At 58.6% G+C, this 11987-nt stretch carries 11 protein-coding genes; 6 read left to right on the top strand and 5 right to left on the bottom strand.

The features are described from left to right. Positions 1-50: 50 nt before the first annotated feature. Positions 51-539 carry an SsrA-binding protein SmpB gene (gene smpB, locus AMM33_RS04425; protein WP_053176318.1) on the bottom strand — a complete coding sequence of 163 codons (489 nt, stop codon included), beginning with the start codon at positions 537-539 and terminating at the stop codon, positions 51-53. Between the two features lie 105 nt (positions 540-644). Here smpB and AMM33_RS04420 point away from each other — a divergent pair, with 105 nt between their 5' ends. The 3 genes from AMM33_RS04420 (at position 645) to AMM33_RS04410 (ending at position 2480) form a co-directional block, all read left to right on the top strand. Further along, the gene (locus AMM33_RS04420; protein WP_090139160.1) at positions 645-1085 is read left to right on the top strand and encodes a type II toxin-antitoxin system RatA family toxin; all 441 of its coding nucleotides are present in this window, start codon (positions 645-647) and stop codon (positions 1083-1085) included. Then, entirely contained in the window at positions 1078-1443 is a 366-nt protein-coding gene (locus AMM33_RS04415) for an RnfH family protein (protein ID WP_228767955.1), read from the top strand. Before AMM33_RS04420 ends, AMM33_RS04415 begins: the two co-directional genes overlap by 8 nt. 122 nt (positions 1444-1565) lie before the next feature. Continuing rightward, positions 1566-2480, top strand: coding sequence for a class I SAM-dependent methyltransferase (locus tag AMM33_RS04410; protein WP_090139213.1), 915 nt, complete (start codon positions 1566-1568; stop codon positions 2478-2480). A gap of 125 nt (positions 2481-2605) precedes the next feature. On the opposite strand, the gene AMM33_RS04405 is transcribed toward AMM33_RS04410, so the two are convergent. The 4 genes from AMM33_RS04405 to AMM33_RS04390 all read right to left on the bottom strand — a co-directional run bounded on the left by AMM33_RS04405 (position 2606) and on the right by AMM33_RS04390 (position 6620). After that, positions 2606-3028, bottom strand: coding sequence for a type II toxin-antitoxin system VapC family toxin (locus AMM33_RS04405; RefSeq protein WP_090139159.1), 423 nt, complete (start codon positions 3026-3028; stop codon positions 2606-2608). Beyond that, positions 3025-3258 carry a FitA-like ribbon-helix-helix domain-containing protein gene (locus AMM33_RS04400; protein ID WP_090139212.1) on the bottom strand — a complete coding sequence of 78 codons (234 nt, stop codon included), beginning with the start codon at positions 3256-3258 and terminating at the stop codon, positions 3025-3027. The genes AMM33_RS04405 and AMM33_RS04400 overlap by 4 nt, the downstream gene beginning before the upstream one ends. A gap of 117 nt (positions 3259-3375) precedes the next feature. Next, positions 3376-5616: a YjbH domain-containing protein gene (locus AMM33_RS04395; RefSeq protein WP_090139158.1), complete on the bottom strand. Its 2241-nt coding sequence runs from the start codon at positions 5614-5616 to the stop codon at positions 3376-3378. Positions 5617-5684: 68 nt separating this feature from the next. Beyond that, entirely contained in the window at positions 5685-6620 is a 936-nt protein-coding gene (locus AMM33_RS04390; RefSeq protein ID WP_194945236.1) for a hypothetical protein, read from the bottom strand. Positions 6621-7079: 459 nt separating this feature from the next. Between AMM33_RS04390 and AMM33_RS04385 the strand changes: the two genes are divergently transcribed. The 3 genes from AMM33_RS04385 to AMM33_RS04375 all read left to right on the top strand — a co-directional run bounded on the left by AMM33_RS04385 (position 7080) and on the right by AMM33_RS04375 (position 11970). Continuing rightward, complete coding sequence (locus AMM33_RS04385; RefSeq protein WP_090139156.1) at positions 7080-9455, top strand: polysaccharide biosynthesis/export family protein; 2376 nt, start codon at positions 7080-7082, stop codon at positions 9453-9455. Positions 9456-9560: 105 nt separating this feature from the next. Further along, the gene (locus tag AMM33_RS04380) at positions 9561-10775 is read left to right on the top strand and encodes a Wzz/FepE/Etk N-terminal domain-containing protein (protein ID WP_090139155.1); all 1215 of its coding nucleotides are present in this window, start codon (positions 9561-9563) and stop codon (positions 10773-10775) included. A 49-nt stretch (positions 10776-10824) separates the two neighbouring features. Beyond that, the gene (locus AMM33_RS04375; RefSeq protein WP_194945235.1) at positions 10825-11970 is read left to right on the top strand and encodes an MraY family glycosyltransferase; all 1146 of its coding nucleotides are present in this window, start codon (positions 10825-10827) and stop codon (positions 11968-11970) included. Positions 11971-11987 lie beyond the last annotated feature (17 nt).

Below are 11987 nucleotides of genomic sequence, written 5' to 3'. Positions count from 1 at the left end.
GGGCATTGCGTCGGGGCTGAAGCCGCCAACCTTCCCATTCGCATTTCAGCTTAGCGGTGGCGGCTTTTCATCACGCGTTCGACTTCGCGTTTGCCTTCGCGGTCCTTGATGGTGTTGCGCTTGTCGTGCTCGGCCTTGCCCTTGGCCAGCGCGATGTCGCATTTCACCTTGCCTGATTTCCAATGCAAATTGATCGGCACCAGGGTGTAGCCCTTTTGCTCAATCTTGCCGATCAGGCGCTTGATCTCTTCCTTGTTCAGCAGCAGCTTGCGCGTGCGCGCGGCCTCGGGATTGATGTGGGTCGATGCCGTTTTGAGCGGGTTGATCAGGCAGCCAATGATGAACAGCTCACCGTTGCGGATCACCACATAGCCGTCCGTCAGCTGCACTTTCCCTTCACGAATGGCCTTGACTTCCCAGCCTTCGAGCACCATGCCCGCCTCGTAGCGTTCCTCGAAGAAATAGTCAAAAGCCGCCTTCTTGTTCTCGGCGATCTTGGCAAAGGTGGGGGCGGCTGTTGATTTTTTGGAGGTGGCCATGGTGAGCAAATAAGGACGGACTGGCCGTTCGCAAGAGTGTGCAGATGAGCTGCAGCCCAAAGGGGCGGAATGAAAAAACTACAATCCCAGCACTCTGAGCATTGTATGAAGAATATCCACAAGTCCGTCCTCATCTGGTACAGCCCCGATGAAATGTTTCGCCTCGTCACCGACGTGGCCCGATACCCCGAATTCTTGCCCTGGTGCGACCAAGCCCGCGTGCTTGAAAGCGATGCACAAGGCATGCTCGCCGAAGTGGGCATCAGCCTGGGCGGCATCCACCAAAGCTTCGTCACCCGCAACACGCACGAAGCCGGGCGCTCTGTGGGCATGAGTCTGGTCAAGGGGCCTTTTTCCAACCTCAGCGGCAAGTGGCAATTCATCCCCGTGGGCGACGGCACGCAACGCGCCTGCAAGGTCGAGTTGGACCTGCAATACGGCTTTTCCAGCAAAACCCTGGCCGCGCTGGTCGGCCCTGTCTTCGACAAAATCGCCGCCAGCCTGGTCGATGCCTTTGTCAAACGCGCCGAAACGGTCTATGCCTGAGACGCCCGCCATGGTCGAGGTCACGCTGTGCTGGAGCCTGCAGCCCCGGCAGGTGCACGAGAGCGCCCTGAGCGTGCCCGAAGGCAGCACGGTGCAATCGGTCATTGACCAATTCATCGCGGCACCGGCGCAGACCTTGTCGGCGACCGAATCGGCGCAACTGAAGTTCATGCAGCCCGGCATCTGGAACCGCAAAGTGGCCTGGACTGCCCCCGTGCACGCTGGCGACCGCATCGAGCTTTACCGCCCCCTCCAAGTCGACCCCAAAGTCGCCCGCAGGCAACGCTTCAAACGCCAAGGCAAAGGCCGCACCGGCCTGTTTGCCAACCGCAAAAGCGGCTCGGCAGCGGGCTATTGAGCCCAAACCTCCCTCTCGTAGGTCGGCACCTTCAGGTCCGACGTTGCTGATTTCGTCAAAAGCCCATGTCGGGGATGAAGCCGCCGACCTACAAAATACCCACCGACCTGCCCATTTTTTTCATGCAAGCCCTCTTGACCGCCATCGCCCACATGCACAACACCCCCGACGCCTACCGGGTGTTTCACGGACGGGGCGGTGTCTATCCCGACTGCGAACAATGGACGCTGGACTGGTTTGCGCCCGTGTGGGTCTTGACCAGCTTCAAACCGGTCACCGACGAAGAACTCGCGCAATGCCACCACGCGCTGCAAGAACGCTGGCAAACCCTGGCACCCGGTGAGCCACTCAATTGGGTCTTCCAGTGCCGCGCCACCGGCCAGACCGAAACACGGCTGATGGCCGGCAACGTGCCCGAGCCCCATGTGGTGACAGAGCAGGGCGCCCGTTACCTCGTGCATGTGCTGCGCGGCCAAAACCACGGCCTGTTTCTGGACATGGCCCATGGCCGTGAATGGCTCAAAAGCCACGCCCAACACGAAAACGTGCTCAACCTTTTTGCCTACACCTGCGCGTTTTCGGTGGTCGCCCTTCAAGGCGGCGCGGCCCAGGTCGTCAACGTCGACATGAGCCAGGGCGCACTGGCCATCGGCCAGCAAAACCACCGCCTCAACAACTTGCCCCTCAAGGCCCGATTTCTGGGCCACGACATCTTCAAAACCTGGGGCAAGATCAACAAAATGGGGCCCTACGGCATCATCATCATCGACCCACCCAGCTACCAAAAAGGCAGCTTCATCGCCACCAAGGACTACATCAAACTGATCCGCCGCCTGCCCGATTTGCTCGAACCCCAAGGCCATGTGCTGCTGTGCCTGAACGCCCCCGAGCTGGGCACCCAGTTCCTGCACACCCAGGTGGCCGAAGCGGCACCCAGCCTGAAGTTTGTTGAACGCCTGAGCAATCCCGCTGCGTTTGTGGATGTAGATCCTGAAAAATCACTCAAAGTGCTGCACTACAGGCTGGCGTCTTCGTAGGTCAAAGGCTTCAGCCCCGACATCGGCCGGCGCCCAAGCCACCCATGTCGGAGCCGAAGCTATCGACCAGCCAGTGCTGTCAAGACGTTCAATCGGCGATGGACTGCGGGCAAGATCGCAGCGCCTCAGTTCAAGGCCCAAGGATTGACGAGCTCAACCCCCATGCCCTGAAAGTCACGAACGTTGTGTGTGGCCACGATGAAGCCATGGGTTTTGGCGATGGCGGCGATGGCGCAGTCTGCAAAGCCCACCGAGTTCCCCTGGGCCTGCGCCCCCGCCAGACAGGTGGCAAAACACTGCGCTGCGCTGGCGTTGAAATTCAGTACCCGGTCTTCAAAAAGTGCACTCACTTGGTTTGCCAAGACCCGGGCCAAGGCATCACGCCGTTTGCCTTGAGGCATGGTTTCCACGCCCGCCAGCAATTCGGCCAGGTTGATGCTGGTGATGAACAGGGTCGCAGGTTCTTGGGCATTGAGCCAATGGACGACCCCGGGATGCGGCAAGGGTTTGAGGGGTTCTGACACCAGGTTGGTGTCCAAAATGATCATTCGAAGCTCGCCGGTTCGACGGGACGCTTATCGCGTGGGAAATTCAGCTCGATGCCACCCAATTGTTGGCCAATCGCCACCAAGGCAGAGCCCAGGCCGATTTTTGGGGTCACGGCATTTTCCAAAATCAGGCGAATCTCGGCCTCGGTGCTGCGGCCATGCTGGGCGGCGCGCAATTTGAGGGCACGGTGAGTGGCCTCGGGCAGATTTCTTACTGTGACTGATGCCATGCCCATTCCTCCTCAAAATGAATCTGAATGATAGCAATCAATTGATTTGCTATCAATTGGAGGGCCGCTCTCTTGGCACGATTTTTTTACCGACGGGGATGTACCAACTCGGAGGGCTCATTGCGTCGTTTTCATGACCCAGCGTTGATAGGCGTAGCGCAAGCGCTCCAGCTTGCCCGAAAAATAGCTCGCGTTGGCGCGGTCTGAATCGAGCAGTACATGGCTCACATAGTTGGGAATGGCGGGCTCCACCCAGGCCTTTTGGTAAATCGGTGCGCCGTTTGAATAGGCCAGCCAGTTTTCCGTTTCCCGATTGATCGTACTGAGCAAACTCAGGCCCAAGCGCGGCGTTCCCTTGATCTGCCAGCCCGAATCTGCGTTCATGGCCTTGCGCGGTGTCAGCGGGAAGGTCAACTCCACCCCGGCGACGGTCACCGAATGTTTGCCAGGCCAAAAGCGCTCAGGTGGGACCGAGTGGCGCACAAAATAGCTGAACCTGGTATCGCCAAACCAATGGCTTGAACTTGCAGAAATCCCTTTGTCCTTGAACCAATACTCCCCCCCGGACACCTCCAAACTCCAATCGCTGCCTGTGGGCGAATACCGAACAAAGCCCAGCTTGGTGCCGCCGGTCGGCATGCTGGTGGTGTTTTTGGGGGCTTGCCAATGCGACACATTCACACCCATGGCCCACTCACCGCTCTTGGCATCCCAGCGTGCTTCAGTTTGGCCGCCGCGCAAATTGCCCTGCATCAACTCACCCGCGCTCAGGCGAACCGACACGCCATGTTTGAGCTTTTGCATGTGGTGCAGCAACACACGGCGATTGGCGTCAGGAATGCGGCTGTAGTGCAAATTGCCGCCGGGCTGAAACTCTTTGCTGCTGGTCATGTGCGCCGAGCGCGAAAACTCCAGCGCCCCCCCATCCCAAAGGTGAATGAAGGGGTTGATATTCAAGCCCATCGAATAGTCCAGCAATGAATACTCAATCGCCCAGTAATAGTTGTAAATCGGGTTCACCTTCACCCGCAGCTTGTAGCGATAGGGCGCATGGTCGCGCACCCGCCAGTCCACACCCACCAAAGCCGCATCCAGGTCTCGGAACACCGGTTGCACCGCCTCATGAGCAGGGCAGGGCAGGGCCTTGAGCCACTGCGCCAGGCAAGCCAGCTGCCCATTGAAGCCCACACTGGGCGTGCCCCAACGCGCTTGCACCAAACGGTAATTGTCAAATTCACCGGCCAACTGGCTCAGCAGGCCCAGGGCCACACCCGCGCCATCGAGCAAGCTGTGCTCGTACACAAAGTCTGACACCTTGACCACCAAAGTGTTGCCCGAATGCCCCACATCAATGCCCTCAAAGCCATGCTCTGCCAAAGCCTGGACCAGGCGGTCCATGGCCGCATGGCGACTGTCGGGCGATGGTGCAGGAGAAGACGCTGCCTCACTCAATGGCGGCGCAACTGTGGCGACAGGCGCTTGCGCCAGCACTTTTTCAGCCGACCTTGTATCGGCTGATGCCACAGCCAAATCCACAGCCGGTGCCGTCGTCAAGGCTTGAATGGCGGGCGGGGACACCGCTTGCGCCTGACGGCTGGGTGCACTTTGCCGCCCCAGGCTCCAGTCCAGCGGCAGGCTCACACCCACACCCAGCCAGGGCTTGCGACCTGCGGCCGTGGCCACACCACGCACCTGTTGATCCACATTCAAATACACAAAGGCGCCCACCGGCGCATTGATTTTGGCCAGCCAACTCTCGTTGGACAGCGTCAACCCCGCCCAAGACCGTTCCTCGTTCGATTCGGCCCGCACCCGCAACCAGGGCGTGGCCTGAAGCGCTGCACTGCCAAACACCCCATGCATCGGGTTGTTCGGATTTTTTTCGGCCCTGGCATAGCCCAGCGATGCCGCCCACTGCGGCTGGTCATGCGTGATCACCGCATAGTTGGACCGAAAATGCGTGGCCGCACCCCCATGGTCAGTCGCCCCGACCGCCAGTTTCCAAGGCGAATCCTTTAGTCCTAGAAAATGGTTGAACTGCAACTTGGCTGACGCCGATAAATCACGAATGCCACCACCACCTTCATATCCATTGCGTTGGGTGAAAGTGTCCGCAGTTCGTAGCCCCAACTCAGCAAAACTGTTCAACCCCACCGCCAAAGAGTGGTTCTGACCTTCTTTACGGTCCGCATCCATCACCCGGTTTTGGTATTGGTACACCAGCGACCCCGTCGGTATTGTCGCCATCGGAAACACCGTCAAGCCCGCCACGCCGTTAGAGCCCATACCCAAATCGAGTGCCGCAGCAGGGGACGCCATGACGACATAAAACGTGGCTTGTAAAAAACTGGATCGCATCTTGTATCACTGCGCGTTTCACGCAGCCTCCCTGAATATGTGAATGAATCAGAACCTGTGACAGAGGCTCAATTGAAGGTGCTGGTGCCGCTGCTTGTGAAACTGGCACTGCCGCCTGCTTTGGGCACCACGGGGGCTGTCACCACTACAGGCGGGGCGAAGCTGGCCCGAACCGTGGGCCTGATCCAGGCCACTTGTTGTGCCAACAAAACCGGGTCCTTGATCAAAGCCTGTGCGTCCGCCACGGTCATGCCCATGGCTGCGGCCGATGCCTGCAAAGCCAGGTTCAAATCCACCAACGTCTGGGCGTTGGCCACCACCCCCTGGCTGTTGATCGTTTGCGCCAAAGTGGCCGCTTGTGTGAAGGCGTTGTTGCCAGGCCCGGCATTGATGGCCAATTGGGCCAACAACTTGCCATACACCGAAGCCGGGTTCTTGTTGTTGGGGCTGGCCGCCACGGGCGCTGCAAACAAGTCAAAGTCGGCCGGCAAACCCAACACCGCGATCACCGTGGCCACCGCATCTGCCAGCTTGTCCAAAGACAAGGTGCCCGCTGCGCTGGTGCCCAGCATCTCGGGCTCTATGCCCGCCAGCCGCACCGCCATATTGCTCAGCGCCGTGATGCCCACCTCACCCGACGTCGTCGTGGCCACCGACAGCATGGTCAAGCTCTCGTTGGGGGTCACCGTGACCACCGCATCCAGACCCTCGTCGTAATAGCGGCTACCGCCTGACAACACCACCTTGTAAAGAAATGGCCCCGACACCGCAGAAGGCACCGACAAACTGGCCTTGCCCGTGACTGCATCCGTGGTGCCCGTGCTCAGCAACAGCCCGGCCGTGTTGTAAACATAGACCGAAGCGCCATACACCGCCCCCAATGCGGGCACAGAAGTGGTTTGCACATTGCTGGCCACAGGTCTGTCAGGGCTGCCGCCCCCGCATGCCGTCAGCAAAGCACTTACCGCCAGACCGCTCAAGAGAGCACTAAATGAGGTTTTCATGATTTTTTACGCCACCAGATGTTTAAGTTTTGCCAAATCTTAAACATCTGAATTGAAAAAATCAACAAAAAAATGAACTAAGTTGTATTTTTCATGCAAATTAACAATAGTTATGAATATTTTATTTTTTAAAACAATCGCCAAATTTCAGACTGATGCTGAATTTATTCGGTGATTGAAACATCGGACTTGAGATCACTGAATCCAATGTTTTTTGTGTTAATAAGCATGTTCTTTTGGTAACAATAATTGATCTTTTTATTGTTTTGCGGTGATTTTTGTCATACTAAACAACTAGAATTTGCGGTTGTCCTGAGAGTCATTGGGCAGCAGTTTCGGCTTCAGCTCACAAGCACTTTCAGACCGTACCCCGCCCCACCAACAGCACCGGGCACTGCGGTAGCCTGCCCGCTCCACTTTCGGGCCACCCGCAAACACCATCTCTTGTTTCTCGACGCCATGAAAATTTCACACGCTCTGCAATCACTCATCCAGCTTGGTCTGGGCGTGTTGTGGGTTGCAGGCACAGCGCCCCAGGCCTTGGCACAGAGCAACTGGGCTGCAGATGCCAGCAACACACCCGCTGTCACCGTTGCGGCCCTTGCACCCTCGGCTGTTTCACCTGCTGCCACGGGCGGCATGATAGGCATGGAAGGCGCATCTGCCAGAGGCACCGCTTTGCCCGGCTTGCCTAGCTCCAACGCGGCCGATGCCGCCCGCACACCCGGCGTCGCCTTTTCTGACATGGGGCAGGGCACAGGTCCCGTCGCTCCCTTGGGTCCGAAAAGTGATGGAGGCCCCTTGGCCCCCAACCAATTTCAGCGCTTTGTGGCCTCTGCCTCGGGCCAAGCCCTGCCGCTTTATGGCTACAACCTTTTCAACGGCAACAACTTCAATTCGCTGACCAACGTGCCCGTGCCCGCCAACTACGTGCTCGGCCCCGGTGACGACATCGACCTCAAACTCTGGGGCTCCATCGACACCGCCATTCGCCTGACCGTTGACCGCAACGGCCAAATCACCATCCCCAAAGTCGGCCCCGTCACCGTGGCCGGCATCCGCGCCGACCAACTCGAAAAGCAGCTCAAAGCCCAAGTGGGCCGCGTGTTCAACAACTTCGAACTCAACGCCACCCTCGGGCGCCTGCGCAGCATCCAGGTCTATGTGGTCGGCCAAGCGCGCAAACCTGGGGCCTACACCGTCTCGGGTCTGTCCACCCTCATCAGCACGCTGTTTGAAAGCGGTGGCCCCGCTGCCACCGGCAGCATGCGCCAAATCCAGCTGGTGCGTGACGGCAAAACCATCACCACCCTCGACCTGTACGCCTTCATCCACAGCGGAAAAACCGCAGCCGATGCCCAGCTTTTGCCCGGTGACGTGATCGTCATCCCCCCCGCAGGCCCACGCGTGGCCATGCTGGGCGCCCTGGACACCCCAGCCGTTTACGAACTCAAATCCCCCGAAGAACCACTTCAGGCGGTGCTGGGCTACAGCGGTGGGCTCAATGTGCTGACCACCCCGCACAAAGCCCTGGTTGAACGCATTGACCCTGCTAACGGTCGGGCCCCCCGCAGCGTGCAAGAACGCAGCCTGAACGCCGCTGGCCTGCAAACCACCGTGCGCAATGGCGACATGGTCACCTTGCTGCCCATCGCTGCCCAGTTCTCCAATGCTGTGACCTTGCGTGGCAACGTGGCAGCGCCCCTGCGCTACAGCTTCAAACCCGGCATGCGTGTGTCCGATTTGATTCCCGAGCCTGCCGCCCTGATTCAAGGCGACTACTACACCCGCAAAAACAACATGGTCCAGTTTGAAAGCGGTAAAAACATCAGCGTGGACCGTGTGGCGGGCGATGTCAAAAACCTGCTCGAAGAAATCAACTGGGACTACGCCGCCATCGAGCGGCTGGACGCCAAAGAAGTCAAAACCGTGCTCATTCCCTTCAACCTGGGCAAAGCCATCAAAGACAAAGACCCCGCCAACAACCTGCAGCTGCAGCCTGGCGACGTGGTCACCATCTTTGGCGTGAGCGACTTGCCTGTGCCCATTGAAAAGCGCAACCAGTTTGTGCGCCTGGCCGGTGAAGTCATGGTGCCCGGTGTTTACCAAATCGCCCCCGGCGAAACCTTGCCCGACGTCGTCAAGCGGGCAGGGGGCCTGAGCCGCAATTCATTCTTGTATGCCACGGTGCTCACCCGCGAAAGCACACGCTTGCAACAACAAGCCAACCTTGACAAAGCCACCCGCCAGCTCGAATCTGACATCAGCAGCCAATCGGCCAGACTGGCCCAAAACGCCAGCGACTCAGAAAAAAACAGCCAACAAGCCCAGGCAGCCGCCCAAAAAGTGCTGCTGGATCGCGTTCGCAACCTCAAAGCCAGCGGCCGCATCAGCCTGGAGATGGAGCCCACCGACCCCGTCATGCCCCCGCTGGCCCTGGAAGACGGCGACAGCATCCTCATTCCGCACAAGCCCAGTTTTGTGGGCGTGTTTGGGGCCGTGTTGTCTGAAACCAGTTTCATCCACAAAGCCAGCCACACCGTGGGCGACTACCTTGAAAAAGCAGGCCCTACACGCGAAGCCGACCTGGAAGCCGTCTTGCTCATCCGCGCCGACGGCAGCGTGCTGTCCAACAAAGCCCAACGCAGCTGGCTGGGCTTTGGCCACGGCGCCTTTTTGCGCACCCCCATGTACCCCGGCGACTCGCTGTTTGTGCCCGAACTCGTGGACCGCCGCACCGCCTACACCCAGTTCATTCAGGGCGCCAAAGACTGGACCCAACTGTTCTACCAATTCGGTTTGGGGGCCGCAGGCCTGAAGACATTGCGCAATTGATGCCATCTTCTTAGGTCGGGGGCTTTAGCCCCGACATCGACCGCTAAACCCCAACACCCCATCTCCCTCGTAGGTCGGTGGCTTTAGCCCCGACATTGACCGCACATGACAGACACCCCATACAACCCCGCAGACACAGAAGAAGACGAAATCAGCCTGCTTGACCTGCTGCAAACCGTCGTCGACAACCTGCGCCTGCTGGTCCTTGGCCCCTTGGCGGCGGGCGTGTTGGCTCTGGGCGCCAGCTTTCTGATCAAGCCTACCTTTACGGCTGAAACCAGCTTCTTGCCCCCTCAGCAACAACAAGGCATGGCTGCCAGCATGCTGGCCGGCTTGGGCGCACTGGGCGGATTGGCCGGTGCAGCCTCGGGTCTTAAAAACCCCGCAGACCAATATGTTGCCTTTCTTCAAAGCAACAGCATCAAAGACGCCCTGATCGACCGCTTCCAGCTGATGGACCGCTACAACACCAAGTTGCGTGCCAATGCCCGAAACATGCTTGAATCCAAGGTCAAAATCGCCAACGGCAAAGACGGCCTGATGACCGTCAATGTGGAGGACACCGACCCCAAATTCGCCGCCGACTTGGCCAACGCGCATGTGCATGAGTTGACGCAACTCATGGGGCGCCTAGCCTTGACCGAAGCCCAGCAGCGCCGCCAATTCTTTGAAAAGCTGCTGAAGCAAACCAAAGACAAATTCACCCAAGCTGACATCGCCCTCAAAGAAACCGGCATCTCCGGTGACGTGCTTAAATCTCATCCCGCCAGCGCCTTGTCCGCTGTGGCCGCATTGCAAGCCCAAATCACGGTGCAAGAAGTCAAAATCGGCGCCATGCGTGGCTATTTGGCGGACACCGCGCCCGACTTCAAGCAAGCCCTGACGGAACTGGCTAACCTGCGGGCGCAACTGGCCAAACAATCGCGAGACACCGCAAGCAGCCCAGGCCAAGGGCAGGGCAGTGCAAAAGGCGACTACGTTGCCAAATACCGCGAATTCAAATACCAGGAAACACTGTTTGAACTCTTTGCCAAACAGTTCGAAATTGCCAAACTCGACGAATCGCGAGAAGGCGCCACCATTCAAGTGCTGGATGCCGCCCAGCCGCCCGAGCTGCAAAGCAAACCTAAAAAAGCCCTCATCGCCATCATCGCCACCCTGGCCACCGGCTTTGTCCTGTTGCTGTTTGTGTTCATCCGTCAGGCCCTTCGTAACGCCAGGCAAGACCACGAATCTTCACAAAAACTCAACGCCCTCAAAGCCTCGTGGCACAAAGCCATCGGCAAAACCACAAGCACTGCCACCAGCCAAGCTCTCTGAGCACACGCCAACACCCCCGCCACGTTCGGGGGGCATGCCTCAAGGTTTCATGAACATCCTCCACGCCATCAACGGCGTATTTCAATCGTCCGCCATCACCGCAGCGGCTTGGGGCATTGCCTCCAGCTTTGTCCTGTGCGTGTTGTTGGTGCTGACCAAACGTTGGCATGGTGTATGGAGCATGGACTTCAGCGATGGCATTCAAAAGTTTCACACCGCGCCCACACCCCGCGTGGGCGGCATCCCCATTGTGATGAGCCTCGGCATCGCCTGGACCCAAGCACCCGCCAACGTGCAAGCCATGCTGACCCCCATCCTGATTGCCGGCATGCCTGCCTTCCTCTTTGGAGTGGCCGAAGACATCAGCAAGCGCATAAGCGTCATGCTGCGCCTGTTGGCCACCATGGCGTCTGGCCTGCTGGCCTGGTGGATCACCGACTATTCGCTCACCCGGGTTGATATTTGGGGTGTCGATTGGTTCATGCAATTCACCTTGGTGTCGGTCATCTTCACTGCCTTTGCCGTGGGCGGCGTGGCCAACAGCATCAACATCATCGACGGCTTTAACGGACTGGCCAGCACCATGTCCACACTGGCGTTTATGGGCTACGCCATGATCGCCTGGCAAGTGGGGGACACCACGCTGGCCAGCGTGTCGCTGCTGCTGGCGGCCTGTGTGTGGGGCTTTTTCTGGGTCAACTGGCCCTTTGGCAAACTCTTTTTGGGTGACGGCGGCTCTTATTTCATTGGTTTTGGATTGGCTTGGGTGGCTGTCTTGTTGTTGGAGCGCAATCCTTCCGTTTCGGCCTTTGCTGCCTTGGTCATCTGTGTACACCCGGTCACCGAAGTGCTGTTCAGCATTTACCGACGCAAGGTCAAAAAAGCCAATCCCGGTCACCCCGACCGCTTGCATTTTCACAGCCTGGTCAAGCGCCGTTATGTGGCCCGCTGGTTCAGTCAATACCCCGCCTGCACCGGAAACTCCATCACTGGCGTGTTGATCGGGTTCATGACGTTGATGGCCATCGTTCTGGCCAACCTGAGTTATGCATCAACGGCTGTGTCAGCGCTGGTGTTTGTCGGGCTGGGGCTGGGTTATGTGGCCATTTACGCACGCATGGTGCGGCACAGCTGGTGTTCACCCCTTGAATTTTTGCTGGTCAAGCGCCCACCATCGATCCGTCTGCTGAAATGATGACGAGCAAAAAGTGT

It is taken from the genome of Limnohabitans sp. DM1 (genome assembly GCF_001269385.1).
Taxonomy (GTDB): Bacteria; Pseudomonadota; Gammaproteobacteria; order Burkholderiales; family Burkholderiaceae_C; genus Limnohabitans_A.
Note: the sequence above shows the minus strand (reverse complement) of the source record. Positions and strands in the feature narration are given on the sequence as shown.